Genomic DNA, 17,877 nt, shown 5'->3' with positions numbered 1-17,877 from the left:
TGGAGTGAGCGTTAATGAGCAATCGTAAACAGCCTCTGCCGGGACAACTTGCAGAGCAATATCCCGTGTTAATTATTTCTCAAGTGCAAGCGCAAACGGGCAGTGCGGTATTGCGCAGCGCCTTGGAAATCGGTGAGGCATTAGCTGCACATGACCTGAGTTTTGAGGTTGCAAACAGTCTTGAAGATGGCGAAGTTGCGTTGCTGTCTAGTCCCGCTTACAGCTGCGTCATTCTCGGTTGGGGGCTGTGTGAAGACGACATGACCAAGGCCATGGACATTATTAAATTAATCCGCAAACGCACTGCGCAGTTGCCGATTATCGTTGCCATGAGCAAGTCCAAGCATAAGCAGGCGCCGCTTGAATTCTTTGAGCAGATCGACGGCTTTATTTGGCATCCAGAAGACAGCCCAACATTCATCGCTGGACGCATCGCCGCTGCTGCTAAGCGTTATCTCGATAGCATATTGCCGCCGTTTTTCGGTGCCTTGGTCAACTTCTCTGACACCCATGAATACTCCTGGCATACCCCAGGTCACACCGGCGGTACGGCTTTTATGAAAACCGCGGTAGGGCGCAGCTTTCTCGATTTTTATGGTGAGGAAATGCTCCGCTCAGACCTCAGTGTTTCGGTGGGTGAGCTTGGCTCCTTGAATGACCATTCTGGTCCTGTGCTTGAGGCTGAGCGCAATGCGGCGCGGGTTTTTGGCGCGGATTACACCTTCTTTTCAGTGGGCGGGAGTTCGGCCAGTAACGAGATTGTGCTGCATTCGGCGGTGACTGATTCTGATCCGGTGTTGGTCGACCGTAACTGTCACAAGTCGCTTAATTATGCATTGAACATGACGGGTGCTGTGCCTCTGTACTTGCGCCCACGGCGTAATGCACGTGGCTTGATCGGCCCTGTTCCGCAGTCGGAAATGAGCCCCGATGCTATTGCTAAAAAAATTGCAGACAGTCCTTTGCTCACTGACAAAAAGCACAAGCCGGTATTGGCGGTGCTTACCAACTCGACCTACGACGGCCTTTGCTACAACGTGCAAACTACAACGCGCGAATTGAGCAAGAGCGTTGACCGCATTCATTATGATGAAGCCTGGTACGCCTATGCGCGCTTTAACCCCTTGTACGAAGGCCGCTACGGCATGCACCGGGGGGAGCGTCATGCCGATGATGCAACTGTGACTGTCACCCACTCGACACACAAGCTGTTGGCGGCGCTGTCTCAGGCATCCATGATTCATATTCGCTCAGGCAAGGTGCCGGTCAGGCCAGCGCTGTTCAACGAAGCCTTTATGATGCATACCTCGACTTCACCGCAATACAGCATCATCGCCTCGACCGATGTGTCGGCGAAAATGATGGATGATTCCGGTGAGTATCTAACCGATGAATCGATTGGCGAGGCGATTGCTTTTCGTCAGGCGATGGTACGGCTCGGCAATCAAATCAATCAGCGCGACTCAGACGACTGGTGGTTTGGTGTCTGGCAGCCGGACCAGATTGGCGGTGTGGCCTTTGTCGAGTTGCCGGTCGAGCAATTACGCAAAGGTCAGTCATGGGTGCTCAAACCAGAGGACAGCTGGCATGGCTTTGGTGACTTGGGTGCCGATTACTGCATGCTTGATCCAATCAAGGTCACCATACTGACGCCGGGGCAAAGCCTTGAGGGTGAGATGCAAGAGGCGGGCATTCCGGCACCGCTGGTTTCGTCCTTTCTCTCCAGTCGCGGCATTGTGGTCGAGAAAACCGAGCCTTATTCGATTCTCTTGCTGTTCAGTATTGGCATTACCAAAGGCAAGTGGGGCTCCTTGGTCGCAGGCCTGATGGAGTTCAAAAAGCATTACGACAGCAACACATCGCTGGAGCAGGTCATGCCTGACCTGCTCGATAGCTATCCCGAGCGCTATAGCGGTATGGGACTCAAAGATCTGGCTGATGAGATGCATGCCGACATGCTCGCGTCCAAGCTGCTGCACAACATGGATGCTGCGTTCACCCTGCTTCCGGATCAGGTCAGTTCGCCACGTGCGACCTACACGCAATTGGTCAAAGGTGAGATTGAGCAGATTCCCGTGCGCGATTTGCTTGGGCGCACTGTAGCCGTGCAAATCGTGCCTTATCCGCCAGGTATTCCGTTGATGATGCCCGGAGAAAAAGCGGATGCCGATAAACGCGCAATTATCGATTACCTGCTGGCGATGGAGTTGTTCGACGGTCACTTCCCGGGATTCGAACATGACAACCACGGGGTTGAAATAGAGCGCAGCGCTGACGGTGACATTACTTACATGGTGTACGTGGTCAAGGCCTAGTTCAGCACATGAGTGCGTGAAACATATTGCCGTTTAGCACAAGGAGCCTTTTATGGCGCAAACAAAGAAAATGGGCCTGATGGGACTTACTACCCTGGTCTCGGTCAACATGATGGGCTCGGGCATCATCATGTTGCCTTCGAGCATGGCTCAGCTGGGAGCGGTGTCACTGTTGTCATGGATCATTACCGCTGTCGGGTCGATGGCCATTGCCTATTGCTTTGCCCAGTGCGGGATCTTTTGTCATCGCTCGGGAGGCATGTCGGCCTACAGTGAAGAAGCCCATGGCAAGTCGGCATTCTTCCTTTGTTCGTTCCTGTACTTTCTTTCGTTGGCAATTGGCAACGTGGCCATCGGTATCTCGGCTGTGGGTTACCTGACGCCGTTTTTCCCTTGGTTGGGGACTGGCGCAATCCCGCTGTTCATCGGTACCGTGGGTTTGATTTGGCTAACCACGGTTGCCAACTTCGGTGGCCCACAAATCACCGGAAAAATTGGTGCGATTACCGTATGGGGGGTGATTATTCCCGTTGCCGGGCTCAGCGTTATTGGTTGGTTCTGGTTCAAGCCAGATGTACTGGTGGCAGCGTGGAATCCTCATAACCTGGCCTTGAGTGAGGCAATCGGCCAGAGCATTCCGCTGACCCTGTGGGCGTTCTTGGGGATGGAATCAGCAGCCCAGAACTCTGACGCCGTTGAAGACCCTAAGCGTAACGTGCCTTTGGCGTGCTTGTTCGGCACATTAGGCGCCGCGGTGGTGTATATCCTGTCCACCACTGTGATTCAGGGCATTGTGCCCAACGCTGAGTTGGCCAACTCCAGCGCGCCATTCGCCGCCGTTTATGCGCAGATGTTCAATCCATTCGTGGGGCAGATCATCATGGGGCTCGCTGTTATGGCGTGCGTGGGCTCGCTCCTGGGCTGGCAGTTTACCCTGGCCCAGACGGCAAAAGTCACTGCAGACCAGCGCATGTTTCCCAAGCTGTTTTCCCGCGTGACCAAACACAACGCGCCGGTGATCGGCATGGTTGTGTGCGGCATTCTGCAAACCCTGATGGCGGTCTCAACCATCTCGCCAAATGCCAGCGAGCAGTTCAGCAAGCTGGTTAACCTGGCTGCAGTCACCAACCTGATTCCCTATGTCACCTCGCTCTCAGCATTATTGGTCATCATGTACAAGGCCAAGGTTAGCGCCGGGGTGTTCCGACGCAATGTGGTGATCTTGTTGGTCGCAATGCTTTACTCCTTTTATGCCCTGTATGCCTCGGGCAAGGACGCGGTATTTGGTGCCATGATTGTTATGGCTGTTGGTTACCTGATGTATGGCTTTATTGCCAAGCGGTTTGTCGATGAACCTGCAAGCCAGCCCGCCAGCTCATAGCCGCTGTGCTTGCAACGCTTCGGACATCAGGAATCAAGGGATTAGGAAATGAATATGAAACATACGAAAAGACTACTTGGTTGCGTGCTGGCGCTGGCTTTTAGCGTACCCATGCTGACGACTGCCGCGACGCTCGACCGCGTGCGCAGCAGTGGTGAATTGACTATGGGCTATATGCCGGATGTCGAGCCCTTTAGCAGCAAGCAAGGTGACAAGGTTGAAGGTTACGCGATCGATATTTGTCGCAATATCGCCGTGCGGGTCAAGCAGCAACTTGAGCTTTCTGACTTGCAACTGAACTTTGCTGCAGTTGGCGATGATGATGCCGTTAAGGCGGTCAGTAATGGTGATGTCGATATTCTTTGCACGCCGTTACCGCAAACACTCACTCGCCGTAAGCTGATCAGCTATTCATTGCCGATCTACACCGCAGGCCTTGCTGCACTGGTTCGTGATGATGCGCCAGAACGCCTGGTGAGGATTCTCCAAGGCAAGGAAGGGCATGCTGGCCCTACATGGCGGGCGACCATAAACCGCGGTATCGCAACCCATACATTCGCGGCGATCAAAGGCGGGGTTACTCTCGATTGGATCCGCCAACGGATGAACAAGTTGGGGTTAGTCGCCAAATTGATCACCGTCGATAACCATGAGCAGGGTGTCAAAGCTGTGGCTGATGGTGAGGTTTCGGCGTTCTTCTCTGACCGCATCCTACTGACCAGCTACGCACATAAGTCTGCTCAGAGCGAAAGTATTCGGGTGCTGGGCAATATTTATGAGCGCGCGCCTGTCAGTATGGTGCTTGGCCGTGGAGATGAGGACTTCCGCTTGCTGGTTGATACGGTGATCAGTGAGATGAATGACTCAGGTGAACTGCTCAAGGCCTATCGCAAGTACCTTGGTGCGCCAAGTGCTACCGATGAGTCTCTGCTTAAGCTTTACGCATTACCGATTATAGAGTCCGATAATTAAGCCACACTTAGACCGCCCCGTTTGGGGCGGTCACTTCGATGTATTTTCAGGCAGGGGTGTCTTGCTGACTCACTTGATCGAGCGCTTGACCCAGCGTCTGCAAGGCGCTGCCCATGCGTTTCGCTTGCTCCATGACCAGTTGCGTATCGCCATCATCACAAGCGTGCTCCAAGGCGACGCAACAGTCGATTAGCTGTGTCGCTCTGATAATTGCTGCTGCACCTTTGATGCGGTGTGCGAGTTCCGAAAGCGCGACAAGATCCATGGTTGTCAGCAGTTGGCCAAGGCTAGAAAGATCTTCTGCGACACTGGTTTTCATCTGATCCATCAGCCTGATACTGACTGATTGGTTGCCTCCGGTTATCCGTTCGAGTGCTCCTTGGTCAAACACATCGGATGGTACCCAGGTACTCTCAGGTTCTTGCTGTTTTAGGGCGCTAAGGGCTTGCGCCAGGTCATCAAGTTCGACTGGCTTGAACAGACAGCCATTCATGCCTGCGTCGATGCAGCGCTGAAGCATTTCGGGTTGCGCATTGGCGGTGAACCCCAAAATCGTGCAGGCATTTGCGCCCAGCATTTGCTCCTTGCTGCGTATCGCTCGGCTCAGGGTATAGCCATCCATTACTGGCATGTTGCAGTCGGTAATGACAAGGTCGAAGTGTTTTGACTGCCAAAGGGTAAATGCACTATCACCGTCTACAGCGGATTCCACTTGTTGGCCCAGAAACTTCATTTGTTGTGCCAGTAGCATGCGGTTGGCCGGGTGGTCGTCAACTACCAGAATCTTGAGCTTCGGCAGATTTAGTTTGGGTGTTTGATCCGGCGTGGATACTTCATTTTTCTTTTGCACTGTCTCTAAGCACAAGAGTTTAAGTTCTACGGTAATGCAGGTTCCCACGCCTTCCTGGCTTTGTAAGAGCAGGGTGCCGCCCATCATCTCGACAATATTTCGACAAATCATCAAACCCAAGCCGCTGCCGCCTGAGGTCTCATTCACCTGAACGAAAGGTTGGAACAGGGTCGCCTGATCATTCGGGGAGATGCCAATTCCGGTATCGGATACTTCTGCCCTTAACTGAATATAATCATCACCCAGTGAGGTGCCGGTTAACTTGAGCAGGACATGCCCCTGCTTGGTGAACTTGATTGCATTACTGATCAAGTTTGACAGCACCTGTCTGAAACGCACCGGGTCAAGTAATACGTGATCTTCGAGTGCCCCCTCAAGTTCAAGTCGTAACTCCAGCGACTTTTGCCTTGCCAAGCCCTCGAAAACTCTGACCACGCCTTCAGCAATGTGCCTGAGATCGGCGCGTTCCGGGTTGATACTCAGATGCCCGGACTCGATTTGGGCCACGTCCAGAATGTCGCCAATCAGTTCAAGCAACCCACTGGCTGAGTTATAGGCAACCTCAAGGGATGCATGATCCGGCGGGGCATTTGTTTCCCGCTTTAGAGCCAGTTCCAGCATACCAATCACCGCGTTGAGTGGTGTGCGGATCTCATGACTCATGGTGGCCAGGAAGGTTGTTTTGGTTCGATTCGCTTTATCTGCCTGGTCCATGGCGACGCGCAGTTGCTCAAGCAATGCGCGTCGGTCACTGATATCCACCCAGCCGCCAATAATTCCACGCACCACTCCGTTGCGGTCGAGGTAGGGTAGTTTCCAGTGATAAATGACTCTAGGCACGCCATTGAGCGTGACCATACGATCGATAATGATTGGCTCTCGCTCAACAATTACCCGGTGGTGATCGCGCTTGATGTCTTTCGCATCTTCTTCTGAGAAATGTTTGAGATCGGAACTGTTGATGATCTCCTCCCTCGATGCCCCGAGCGCTTCCAGGTAGCTGTCATTGCATATGCGTACGCTCATGTCGATATCACGAACATAGATCGGGTGGGGTGTGCCGTTGATCAGCAACTCCATGAACTGTATCTGCTCACTAAGTTCGCGCTCAGCCACTTTCCGCTTGCGTATCTGGTTGCGCAGGTAAAAGTTCCAGCCGAGAAAGACCACCAGCACTATTGCTGCGGCGGTTATAGCCTGGAAGATGAGTTGCTTGTAACTGCGCCAAGAGGGAGGCGCCAGGATTACACGAGTACGCCAGCGATTGATCAGGACACTGTACTCATCAGGCGAGATTTCCATCAACGCGCTGTTGATAATCGCCTGCAGTTGGCGGTCTTCGGGGCGCAGCGCAAAGGATGAGGCGGATAATGGCTTGGCAATCGTCGTGTTAATGCGCAACTGATTTTTATACAGGCGTGCAATGTAGTAGCGGGCAACGAACAAGGGTTGGATGGTGGCATCTGCATCGCCAGCCGCCACCAGTGCAAAAGCACCTGAGGTGTCTGGAGTTTCGACCAGTTTGATATCCGGATAGTGCTCGTGTATGTAGGGTATTAATGCATGCCCCTTAGCCAGTGCGATGCGTTTATTGCGCATTTGCTCCGGGGATATGATGCTTGGCTGGTTCGCCATGGTGATGAATGCATAGGGCGCGGACATATAGGTCCGGCTGAATGCCATTCGGCTACTGCGCTGTTCCGTTGGCGAAATATCGGCAACTATATCGACTTCGCCATCGGCCAACGCGTCGAACATGTCATTGATCTTGGCAAACCGAGTGACCACCACCTGCAGGTTGGTTTGTGTCTGAATCAACGCGAGTATATCGGCGGTGAGTCCGTAGTAGCTGTCGTCACTGCCGAAATATGAATAAGGCGGAAAACTTTCAGCGACGGCAACTCGCAGCACTGGATTTGCATTAATCCAGCGTCTCTGCTGCGCAGTTAACTCGGGCATCTCGACGCTGGAAAGTCCGCCTCCGCTCCAGCGTTTCAAGATGCTCTTGCGTTGCTCGGTTGATATCCCAACATGGATCACATTGTTGAGAATATTCAGTAATCGTTCATTTGTGTGGTTTATTACAAACCGTGAGCCATTCGAGTGGGCTCCCCAGAATGCATTGGTTACCTTTAACTCGTTTGCGTAGTAGGTATTGACCAGGTAATTGGCGGAAACAACATCGCTTAGTACAACATCCTGCAAACCAAACGCGACTGATGAAAATGCCTCCAGGCTGCTTGAAAATGGTGTGAGTATTGCCCCGGGAGCCAAACTTTCGGCTTGGGAACGACTCATGTCCATAAGGTTGTAAGCAACCTTTCGCCCGGACAAGGCCTCCTCTGACGCCTCCCAACTGTCTCCGGTAGGCTGGACGAAGGCAGGTGTTGAGTTAATGTAGGGCTCGCTTTCCAGAAGGTCGGCATCATCTGCAATCGATGCTAATGACGTGAGCATGTCTATATCGCCATTTTTGAGCGCATCTACTGCCTCTTGGCGATCTTTGTAGAGATGGGCCTCAAAGGATACGCTCAGTTCACGGCTGATGAGCGAGATAATATCTGCTGTTATGCCTGTGAATTCGTTGCTATCGCTACCGAGTCTGAATGGGGGGTAGTCTGAACCAAAGGTGCCTACGACTAATGTTTCTTTCTTGCGCAACCAGCTCCAGTCGTCATCGCTTAACTGGGTGCGATGCAGGGCTGACTGAGATTGCCCCAATAGCTTGAGGTGAGTGAAGTGTTCGGTCGCTTTATTTGCATGGGCAAGAGTAAATGCACCCAAACATAAAAAAATCAGGCAAGAAATACGCAGGAAATGGGCCATGATTTTTAAGCGACATTATTACGTTTGGCAAACTCGAGTAGCTCAACCAGGGACGTCGCTCCGAGCTTCTGCAACAGGCGTGTTTTATAGGTGCTTACGGTTTTGTTACTTAATAGCATTACGTCGGCAATTTGTTTATTGGTCATGCCCTTGGCGAGGTGTTGAAGCACCATAAGCTCTCTGTCAGACAAGCTTTCCAATAATTGACTTTCGGGCTGTTCACCGTCGTGAGTCGCCCCAATGATTCCATACGGAAAGTATGTATAACCGGACAAAATTGCGTTGACTGCACCGCATAGCCCGGCCAGATCTTGGTCTTTACTGACAAAGCCTGCTGCCCCAGCCTGCATGCAACGGTTTGCTAGAGAGCTTGCTGGTTGCGAGGTTAGTACCAGCACGCGAGTGGAGCCTCCTGTGGCTTTAAGCCGAGCAATAACTTGTAATCCATCCAGCCTGGGAATGCCGATATCAAGAATCACAACGTCGGGTTTTTTGTCTTTAGTTAGCTGCAAAGCATCCACACCATTGTCTGCTTCACCCACGATTTCATATCCTTCCTGCTCGAGTAGTACTCGAACGGCTAACCGGATCACTGGGTGGTCGTCAACAATCATAACTTTGCGCATACTGCTCCTAAATACTTTAATAAATAATATTAAGACTACATGTTAAGGATGTTTCCAGCGTCAGCTTTATGTGGCGTTGAAGCAGTCCAGAGTTCGGGTGACAGACATGAGTCTTGTGTACAGCAAATATTGATGTTGCCTCAATGACAGTGTTTCGTAGTGACTGTGTTTGAATAGCAATTATTTGTAATAGCCTTGGATGCTTAAGCATAGTCTCTGCAGCCAAATCGTCTAACTAATCAGGCATGTGCCCCAAAAAGCCAATCGCCATGATAGAGGTCTCGTTATCAGCTATCGGTTATTTACATCGGTGTATTTTCCATATGCAGCGTTCGGCATAGCCAAATGCCTAGCTGATATCACGCAGTTGATTGCTCTGAGGGCATGAGCTAATGCAACACATTCGCTCACTGTTCTGGTCAGCCTGTAGCTATTACTCCCGCTGCTCGTGGCGCTCGGCTCTTCTGTCATTTGTACCTTTGACAGAGGTTTCTTAAAGTTCATCAAACTGTAAACAAGCTTTGTCCTGAACGGCCAAAACTAGTAATGGTGCTGTCTACCGAGCACAACTGCTCCAATAAAGCGGGGCTATGGTGGCCAAAACGCAGTAGGTTTTATGTAGGACTATTCTTGCTGGCTGGTGGGGCGGTTCCGGGATATCACAAATCGTGCGCTGGAGACTGGACATTAGCTATTTCTAGGTAATATAGGCCGCCTTGCCCGGTTGAGACCTGACCATTTGTAGGCTGGATCTGTAATTGCTTTGGTTACGTCTTGATCTGTTCGCATGTGCTAATCCGTCTGTGCCAAAATTGTACGGCCAACTCTGTAGGAACACCCATGGACGTTAACAAACCAACGCTAATCCGCGAAACCTTCCCTGTTGGGCCATTGCAGTGCAATTGCACGATCATTGGTGACCCCGTCAGCAAGAAGGCGATTGTGGTTGATCCGGGTGGCAACCCCGATGAGATCATGGCGCGTCTTGACGTTCATGGTTTGAAGGTCGTCAGCATTATTCACACCCATGCACATTTGGATCACTTTCTGGCCTCAGGGCAGATGAAGGAGAAAACCGGTGCAACGCTGCACTTGCACAAGGAGGATCAGTTCCTGTGGGACAACCTTGAGATGCAATGCAAAATGTTTGGCGTGCCGTATACGCCTGTGCCATCGCCGGATCAGTGGCTGGCAGATGACCAAGCCTTGGATTGCGGCTGTGGCGTGGCATTACACACACCGGGGCATACCCCAGGTTCGATGAGCTTCTGGTTTCCTCAGGCGAAGCTGTTGATCGCTGGCGATACCCTGTTTCGGCGCGGTATCGGTCGTACAGATTTATGGGGCGGCGATTACGCAACCATCGAACGTTCGATCAAACAGCGCTTGTATCGCCTCGATGAAGACGCAACCGTGGTAACGGGCCATGGGCCAGACACACGGTTGGGTGATGAGATGCGTGAGAACCCATTTATCAAAGCTTGATCGATCGAATCGCTAGCAGTGTGAGAGCAAGGGTTGGTAGGCTTGCTTGAAGTTATCTAAAGCTTGAAGGCGCAGGTGCTTGCCTGTTTAACAGTAGGAAACAAAGGAATACTTATGAGCAATGTGCGTAAATTTGCACTGGTAGTTGCAGCATCTACTTTTCTTGCCGCATGTACCAACAACCCGTACACCGGGGAAAGCGAAGCTGGCAAGTCAGGTATCTATGGTGGCATTGGTGCGGTAACAGGCGCTTTGATTGGCGCAGCAACCTCCAGCAAGAAAGATCGCGGCAAAGGCGCGTTGATCGGTGCTGCCGTGGGTGGTGCAGCGGGTGGCGGCTATGGTTATTACGTTGACAAACAAGAAGCTCAACTGCGTCAGAAATTACTCGGAACCGGTGTGCAGGTTCAGCGTAATGGTGACCAGTTAACGCTGATCATGCCGGGTAATATTACTTTTGCCAGCAACTCTTCTGATATTTCCAGCAGCTTTTATCCAACGCTAAACTCGTTGGTCACTGTGTTTAAAGAGTTCGACAAGAACGGTATCGATATCACCGGTTACACCGACAGCACTGGCTCGCTGGCGCTGAACCAGAACCTGTCTAATGCGCGTGCGCAAAGTGTCGCCTCATACCTTTCTTCGAATGGTGTGGCGGGTAATCGCATTTCGGCTTTTGGTGCAGGTCCTAATCAGCCAATCGCCAGCAATGCCACCGAATCGGGTCGCGCCCAAAATCGCCGTGTAGAAATCACCCTTCGCCAGCTATGATTTCGGAGAGGTCTAACGCCTCAGGTTTGGGCACAACTGTGCAGTTAAGGATTATTGGCTAATCCATATTCAACAGAAAAATCCGGAACGCCAAGCCGTTTCGGATTTTTTATCTCTGTAGGTAAGTTTTATCGATAAGACGGTGAGCCAAGGAGAGTGGTTTTAATTGAGTAACGTTGCGGAAATTTTCCTGGAAATTGATATGTTTGTTATCAATGGGTTGAGGGCGTTATGATACTTGCGAAATTGTCAGAGTAAGAGCAGTCCTGACTAGGAACCGGTTGGGCTATTTTTTATAGGGAGCAATAATATGGACATGGATATATACGGTCGACTCATCACTATTTTTCTTGGCTTTTTCGCTATTACTAATCCCATTCCAAATACGGCAGTGTTTGCGGGTTTGACCCGTAAAACAGATAAAGCCGAGCGCTATCGAATTGCAATTAAATCAACAGTTATTGCTTTTTGTGTTGTGGCATTTTTTTCATTGTTAGGTAAAGCACTTTTTCACCTGTTGGGCATTACTTTGCCGGCATTGCGTATTACCGGTGGTATTTTGGTTTTTATCATCGGTTATCAAATGCTAAATGGACATAACTCGGGCACTCATGCCGAGGACGATGGGGATACAGATATAGCAGTCAGTCCTATCGCTGTTCCTATTTTGGTAGGGCCAGGCACCATTGCGACCGCCATGAATTATTCTGCTTCAGAAGGTTCGATGGGTGCAATTATGGCTATTTCAATGTATGCACTGCTCGGGCTGATCACGTTCTTTTGCTTTATTTTTAGTGCCCGAGTGGTCGAGATCATTGGGGAGAACGGTTTAAAGATAATTACTCAGTTAATGGGTTTGATATTGGCGGTGATAGGTATTCAATTACTGATTGCTGGAATCTATGAGGTTGTCAGTATGAGCGACAGTATGTAGTTTTATAAGGCCTTTGCTGGGGCAATCCCGGTGAAGGCTACAACCGGGGGCTGCCTGAATTAAATGCTCTCAGATACCACGATCGAGTGCGCACCAAGCCGTTTTGCCCCCTTTTTTACGCTCGACGCAAACCTTTGCGCCAACTAGTTCGTTAGCCATTGCCCCTTTACGTCCTTCGTCCTTGGCATGGGCAGAGGCTCTGTAGAGGGCGGGCTTTAACTACTGGCAGAGTGCAATTTTTATTTACTTGGCTAATCTTAAATTGGCAGTCGCTCAAGAAAATAGGGGCGAGGTCGATACCACGGACGTGTGCAACACCAATTGCAGTACTCTAGCGTTGAGGGTTCTATGCTAAAACCGCAACTCGATCAAGAACCGGTTGTGCAGGTGGTCCTGGTGGTTGATGACCTTGAGGATAATCTTGATGCGGTGCAGGAGTTACTTGACCAACCCTCAAGAAAACTTCATTGCGTCAACAATGGTAAGGCGGCGCTTGAGTTCTTAGACGATCACGATGTTGATTTGATCTTACTTGATGTGCAGATGCCGGGGATGGATGGATTTGAAGTTGCTCGGCGCTTGCGTGAAAATCCGAAGACTCAATTAACCCCCATTATATTTCTCTCAGGTCTCGATCAAACTGATTCGGTTTTGGCTCGCGGATATGCTTCCGGTGCGATCGACTTTATTAAAAAGCCATTTGATCCCGCAGTACTCAGTCATAAGGTCAGCGTGTTGCTTGCGCTTGAGAACCAGCGCCGTGAATTGCGTATTTTAACTGAGCAACTTGATACTGCGCGCAGCTTCAATGCTTCGATACTTGAAAATGCTGCCGAAGGCATCATGGTGGTGTCAGAGCAAGGGGACATACGTTACGCAAACCCTGCGCTTGCCAATATGTTGCGCTGTCCGATAAACGAACTTCTGGGCTTACAGGCGCAGCGTTTTCTGCAAGTTCAACCCGTTACTGAGAAGTGGCAGGCGTGCAGTTTTTACCAGCATTGGCTACAGGGCGAAACATATTGTCTGCATGATGCGTCGCTGTTCACCCAGGATGCACAACAGATACCTGTTGCACTCTCTTGTTCACCACTACCGACGCAGCAGGCCATGGTTTTTATGGCGTTGGATATGTCGGTAACGCGAAGCCTGCATCAACAACTTGAGTCATTGGCATTGTCTGATGCCTTGACCGGGTTATTAAATCGTCGCGGATTTCTTCAAGCTATGACTGGTGCATTGTCGCGCCGAGATCGAAGCGGGCACGGGCTTGCCGTGCTGTATATGGATTTGGACGGATTCAAGCGCATTAATGATCTGTTGGGTCATGATGCCGGTGATGTGCTCTTGTGTCAGGTTGCAAAACAGTTGCGCGGGTGCATTCGTTCTTATGACACACTCGGGCGAATGGGTGGTGATGAGTTCACCTTGTTACTTGATAGTCTGCGTAACCCTGGTGATGCTGAGCGGGTTGCCAGCAAGTTGATTGAGACTGTCTCCGGACGGCGCAACCTCAATGGTTTCGACTTCAATCTTGGCGTCAGTATTGGTATTGCCTATTTGCCTGAAGAGGGCATGGGCGTTGAGGCATTGCTTGGCGCAGCAGATATGGCGATGTACGAAGCCAAGCGCAGCGGCCGCCGCCAATACCGGGTTTATACCGAAGAAATGCGCGGGCGTGAGAACTCGAAACGGGTTTTTGAGGGTCAGTTACGCAGCGCCGTTACTCAGCAACAATTCAGCCTGGCTTATCAACCGCAAATTAATCTGGCCAACGGAGAATTACGCGGCTTAGAAGCCTTGTTGCGTTGGCGTCAGGCGGATAACAGCCTGATGCCGGCAGCCGATTTCATGCAGGTCTTGGAAGACTCGCGGTTAATCAATGAGTTGAGTCTGTGGATATTTCGCCAGGCAGTTGAACTGCGACAATCACTAGCCGATAAGGTCGCTGATGAGGTGCGCGTGAGTATCAACATCAGTGCGCTGCAGTTCAGTTTGACCGGGTTGAGCGATGACCTCAGTCAGGTGTTGTCAGAATGTGCAGCGAAGCCTGCGCAGGTCGAGTTGGAAATTGCAGAAACTGCGCTCATGCAAAACATTACGCACAGTCGTGAACAGTTAAAACGCTTACGCAGTTTAGGCGTTAAGACTACGCTTGATGGGTTTGGCCGAGGGCCACTTTCGCTGGCGGATCTGCGCAACTTCGATTTGGACGGCTTGAAGATTGATCGTCAATTCATCAAGACAATGCTTGAGTCGCCTGTGGATGCGGCAATTGTTAAATCGATCATTCAGCTCGGACAAAACCTGGGGCTTGAGGTGATTGCCACCGGAGTTGAAAGCAAAGCTCAGCGTGACTGGCTAGTGGAACATGGCTGTCATGCGCTGCAAGGTTTTTTAATCGCGGCGGAACTAAAGCCAGAGGAAGTCAGGCTGAGTTGGACTCAGCGCTCAGTAGAGTTGCAGCCAGCAGATTAACTGGCTGCAAGTGAGTGGCTATTGATGCAGGCTCACCAGTTCGGCATCTTTTTGTTGCCACAGCGCATTGATCCACTGTTGGAATGCTTGCCGGTATTCTGGATCCTGGTCGTAGTTCTTGCCGATAAACTCAGCTGGGATTTCTAATTCCTTAATATTAACCACCACCTCTCTGACCTCTCCGCTGAGCAGCTTCCAGAAGCCGGGGCTGCCTTGTGGATAGTGGATGGTGACATTGACGATGCTATGCAGTTGGTCACCCATGGCGTCGAGCACGAAAGCGATGCCACCAGCTTTGGGTTTGAGCAAGTGTTTATAGGGCGACTGCTGCGCAGCATGCTTGCTTGGGTGGTAGCGTGTACCTTCCAGGAAATTGAAGATGCCGACCGGGTTCGCACGGAATTTGTCGCAAGTGCGTCGTGTCGTTTCGAGGTCTTTGCCTTTCTTTTCCGGATGTTTTTCCAGATAGGCTTTGGAGTAGCGCTTCATAAACGGAAAGCCCAGCGCCCACCAGCACAGGCCAATCACCGGCACCCAGATCAACTCTTGTTTAAGAAAGAATTTTAGCGGGCGAATGCGTCGATTGAGCAGGTATTGCAGTACCAGAATATCGACCCAACTCTGATGGTTACTGGTGACTAAATAAGAGTGCTGGTAATCCAGGCCTTCAAGGCCATTTACCCGCCAGTGGGTACTGCAAACTAAATCCATCCACCCCTTGTTGCAGCTCACCCAGAACTCATGAATGAAGTTCATTATCCAGTTACACACGCGCTGTGCAGCGGCAAACGGTAAACAGATTTTGAGAAAGGTAACGATGAACAAGGGGACGCAACAGATCAGCGTGTTCAGGATTAAACAGCACAGGCCAATAATGCCGCGCAAAAATGCAGGTAGAAAATTCAGCATGGGGGCAAGTGCCTCCAACAGGTGGGGCGCGCCCCGATTCAATCAAAGCCTGTAGTTTTTACCACAGGTCGGTTTGCGCACAGGTTAACTCGAACTGCATGAACTTCAACTCATGGCAGGTTCAATAACTGCAAAAAAATACTGGATATCGCCGAGCGACTCTGTCGAAGTCGACCGGCGATAATATTCAATTAACTTATTTGGGCAGGTTTGCAGCCTGTATCGCGGTGAGTGCAATGGTGTAGACAATGTCGTCTACCAGCGCACCGCGTGACAAGTCGTTTACCGGTTTACGCAAGCCTTGCAGCATAGGACCGACGCTGATGCAGTCGGCGCTACGTTGCACGGCTTTGTAGGTGGTGTTACCTGTGTTTAGATCGGGGAATACGAACACTGTTGCGCGTCCGGCAACCGGGCTGTTTGGGGCTTTCTGACGGCCGACAGATTCAATTGCCGCCGCATCGTATTGCAGAGGGCCGTCAAGTAGTAAGTCGGGCGAACTTAACTTGGCTAGGCGCGTTGCTTCGCGGACTTTTTCCACTTCTTCGCCGGTGCCAGAATCTCCGGTCGAATAGCTGAGCATGGCGACGCGCGGTGGAATGCCGAATGCGCTTGCCGATGAAGCACTTTGTAGCGCGATTTCAGCCAGCTCAGGAGCGCTCGGGTCAGGATTTACCGCGCAGTCGCCATAGACGACGACTTGATCCGGCAAAAGCATGAAAAACACTGAAGACACCAACTTGTAGGCGGGCGCTGTTTTGATCAGTTGCAGAGCCGGACGGATGGTGTTGGCAGTGGTGTGCACTGCGCCTGAGACCAAGCCATCGACCTCATCGAGTGCCAGCATCATCGTGCCGAGCACCACGCTATCTTCAAGTTGAGCACTGGCCATCGGCGCGTTCAGGCCTTTACTTTTACGCAGCTCGACCATGGGTTCAACGTAGCGCTCACGAATCAGGTCAGGGTCCAGAATTTCCAGGCCGGGCGGTAACTCGATGCCTTGCGCCTTGGCCACGCTCAATACCTCATCTGGCTTGGCCAGCAGCACGCAGCGAGCAATACCGCGCTCTTGGCAGATCGCGGCTGCCTGAATGGTTCTTGGTTCATTACCTTCGGGCAGCACGATACGCTTGTTTGCAGCCTTGGCACGCTGCACTAACTGATAACGGAAGGCCGGTGGTGACATGCGCAGCTCACGCACGGTGCCACAGCGCGCGCGCAGCCATTCATGATTGATGTGGTTGGCGACAAAGTCTGCGACCTTCTCTGCGCGCTCTTTATCGTCGACTGGGATCTCCCGGTTGAGCCGGTTGAGGTTGGTTGCAGTGTCGTAGGAGCCAGTGCTCACCGCCATCACGGGCAAGCCACTTTGCAGGGCGCCACGACAGAGTTCGACAATGCGCGGGTCCGGAGCAAAGTCGCTGCACAACAGTAAACCGGCTAGCGGCATGCCGTTCATGGCGGCCAGGCTGGCGGCAAGAATGATGTCGTCTCGATCGCCCGGCGTCACCACCAGCGTCCCCGGCTTTAGTAGTTGCACCGTGTTGGCTACGGCGCGAGCGCAAAGCACAATCTTGAGCATGCGGCGTTGCTCGTAATCGCCCGCATTGAGTACGCGCGCGCCAAGTAAATCGGCGATATCGCGAGTGCGCGGGGCATTGAGTTCTTCTTCCCATGGAATGCAGCCGAGCAGCAGAAAATCATCGCGTCTAAACAATGGTGACTGTTCTTTAAGGCGTGCAGCAAATGCCTCTATACCGTCTTCGCTGCGCACTTTGTTAAGGATCGCGCCGAGTACTTTCGGGTCTTTCGGGCCGCCGAACATCTGAGCCTGAATCTCAACGCGATCACATAGTTCGCTGAGGCTTTCCTGTTCTGGTGCAGACACCAGAATCACATCGGCATCGAGGCTTTTAGCAAGGTGAAAGTTGACCCGTGCGGCATAGCTGGCTTGGCGGGTTGGGACCATACCTTCGACAATCACCACATCTTTGTCAGCGGCAGCAGTTTGGTAAAAACTGATTATTTCTTCGAGCAACTCATCAAGCTGACCGTCGCCAAGCATGCGTTCAACATGGGCGAGTTCCAGTGGCTTGGGTGAGTGCAGGCCGTGGGTGCGTGCAATTAATTCACTGGAACGCTCAGGGCCCAAGTCACCCTGATGCGGCTGGGCAATGGGCTTGAAGAACCCGACCTTGAGCCCCGCGCGCTCCAGCGCGCCAACCAGGCCAAGGCTGATTGAGGTGAGGCCGACACCGAAACCTGTGGGCGAAATGAAGAAGGTATGCATGCTCAATCCTATGGTTAAACCTATGTTCTTTTGCGGGCGC

At 51.7% G+C, this 17,877-nt stretch carries 11 protein-coding genes; 7 read left to right on the top strand and 4 right to left on the bottom strand.

What is annotated here, in order from left to right; all coding sequences use genetic code 11:
- The first annotated feature begins 14 nt into the window (after positions 1-14).
- From ACN0UH_RS01540 to ACN0UH_RS01530, 3 genes are read left to right on the top strand one after another with little or no spacing between them, the layout of a single operon-like run.
- Positions 15-2,315, top strand: a complete 2,301-nt coding sequence (locus tag ACN0UH_RS01540; RefSeq protein ID WP_417660398.1) for an Orn/Lys/Arg decarboxylase N-terminal domain-containing protein — start codon at positions 15-17, stop codon at positions 2,313-2,315.
- Positions 2,316-2,367: 52 nt separating this feature from the next.
- Entirely contained in the window at positions 2,368-3,696 is a 1,329-nt protein-coding gene (potE, locus tag ACN0UH_RS01535) for a putrescine-ornithine antiporter (protein WP_417660397.1), read from the top strand.
- 54 nt (positions 3,697-3,750) lie between these two features.
- Positions 3,751-4,668, top strand: coding sequence for an amino acid ABC transporter substrate-binding protein (locus tag ACN0UH_RS01530; RefSeq protein WP_417660396.1), 918 nt, complete (start codon positions 3,751-3,753; stop codon positions 4,666-4,668).
- Between the two features lie 46 nt (positions 4,669-4,714).
- Here ACN0UH_RS01530 and ACN0UH_RS01525 read toward each other — a convergent pair whose 3' ends face one another.
- Both ACN0UH_RS01525 and ACN0UH_RS01520 read right to left on the bottom strand, forming a co-directional pair.
- Positions 4,715-8,344: a transporter substrate-binding domain-containing protein gene (locus ACN0UH_RS01525; protein ID WP_417660395.1), complete on the bottom strand. Its 3,630-nt coding sequence runs from the start codon at positions 8,342-8,344 to the stop codon at positions 4,715-4,717.
- Positions 8,345-8,349: 5 nt separating this feature from the next.
- Positions 8,350-8,970 carry a response regulator gene (locus ACN0UH_RS01520; protein WP_417660394.1) on the bottom strand — a complete coding sequence of 207 codons (621 nt, stop codon included), beginning with the start codon at positions 8,968-8,970 and terminating at the stop codon, positions 8,350-8,352.
- A gap of 840 nt (positions 8,971-9,810) precedes the next feature.
- Between ACN0UH_RS01520 and ACN0UH_RS01515 the strand changes: the two genes are divergently transcribed.
- The 4 genes from ACN0UH_RS01515 to ACN0UH_RS01500 all read left to right on the top strand — a co-directional run bounded on the left by ACN0UH_RS01515 (position 9,811) and on the right by ACN0UH_RS01500 (position 14,638).
- The gene (locus ACN0UH_RS01515; protein WP_417660393.1) at positions 9,811-10,455 is read left to right on the top strand and encodes an MBL fold metallo-hydrolase; all 645 of its coding nucleotides are present in this window, start codon (positions 9,811-9,813) and stop codon (positions 10,453-10,455) included.
- A 114-nt stretch (positions 10,456-10,569) separates the two neighbouring features.
- Positions 10,570-11,226, top strand: coding sequence for an OmpA family protein (locus tag ACN0UH_RS01510; RefSeq protein WP_417660392.1), 657 nt, complete (start codon positions 10,570-10,572; stop codon positions 11,224-11,226).
- A gap of 310 nt (positions 11,227-11,536) precedes the next feature.
- Positions 11,537-12,160, top strand: coding sequence for a MarC family protein (locus tag ACN0UH_RS01505; protein ID WP_417660391.1), 624 nt, complete (start codon positions 11,537-11,539; stop codon positions 12,158-12,160).
- Between the two features lie 348 nt (positions 12,161-12,508).
- Positions 12,509-14,638 carry an EAL domain-containing protein gene (locus ACN0UH_RS01500; RefSeq protein WP_417660390.1) on the top strand — a complete coding sequence of 710 codons (2,130 nt, stop codon included), beginning with the start codon at positions 12,509-12,511 and terminating at the stop codon, positions 14,636-14,638.
- Between the two features lie 18 nt (positions 14,639-14,656).
- Here ACN0UH_RS01500 and ACN0UH_RS01495 read toward each other — a convergent pair whose 3' ends face one another.
- Positions 14,657-15,544, bottom strand: a complete 888-nt coding sequence (locus ACN0UH_RS01495) for an acyltransferase (RefSeq protein WP_417660696.1) — start codon at positions 15,542-15,544, stop codon at positions 14,657-14,659.
- A gap of 199 nt (positions 15,545-15,743) precedes the next feature.
- Entirely contained in the window at positions 15,744-17,837 is a 2,094-nt protein-coding gene (gene pta / locus ACN0UH_RS01490) for a phosphate acetyltransferase (RefSeq protein WP_417660389.1), read from the bottom strand.
- Positions 17,838-17,877 lie beyond the last annotated feature (40 nt).

Source organism: Pseudomonas sp., from assembly GCF_048265905.1.
GTDB lineage: Bacteria > Pseudomonadota > Gammaproteobacteria > Pseudomonadales > Pseudomonadaceae > Aquipseudomonas.
This window is presented reverse-complemented; position numbering and strand designations above follow the sequence as displayed.

Excerpts from the sequence above, each read along its gene's own strand:
- ACN0UH_RS01525 (WP_417660395.1), bottom strand. The coding sequence starts at position 8,344 with ATGGCCCATTTCCTGCGTATTTCTTGCCTGATTTTTTTATGTTTGGGT.
- ACN0UH_RS01530 (WP_417660396.1), top strand. The coding sequence starts at position 3,751 with ATGAAACATACGAAAAGACTACTTGGTTGCGTGCTGGCGCTGGCTTTT.
- ACN0UH_RS01505 (WP_417660391.1), top strand. The coding sequence starts at position 11,537 with ATGGACATGGATATATACGGTCGACTCATCACTATTTTTCTTGGCTTT.
- ACN0UH_RS01520 (WP_417660394.1), bottom strand. The coding sequence starts at position 8,970 with ATGCGCAAAGTTATGATTGTTGACGACCACCCAGTGATCCGGTTAGCC.
- ACN0UH_RS01500 (WP_417660390.1), top strand. The coding sequence starts at position 12,509 with ATGCTAAAACCGCAACTCGATCAAGAACCGGTTGTGCAGGTGGTCCTG.
- ACN0UH_RS01510 (WP_417660392.1), top strand. The coding sequence starts at position 10,570 with ATGAGCAATGTGCGTAAATTTGCACTGGTAGTTGCAGCATCTACTTTT.
- pta (WP_417660389.1), bottom strand. The coding sequence starts at position 17,837 with ATGCATACCTTCTTCATTTCGCCCACAGGTTTCGGTGTCGGCCTCACC.
- ACN0UH_RS01515 (WP_417660393.1), top strand. The coding sequence starts at position 9,811 with ATGGACGTTAACAAACCAACGCTAATCCGCGAAACCTTCCCTGTTGGG.
- ACN0UH_RS01540 (WP_417660398.1), top strand. The coding sequence starts at position 15 with ATGAGCAATCGTAAACAGCCTCTGCCGGGACAACTTGCAGAGCAATAT.
- potE (WP_417660397.1), top strand. The coding sequence starts at position 2,368 with ATGGCGCAAACAAAGAAAATGGGCCTGATGGGACTTACTACCCTGGTC.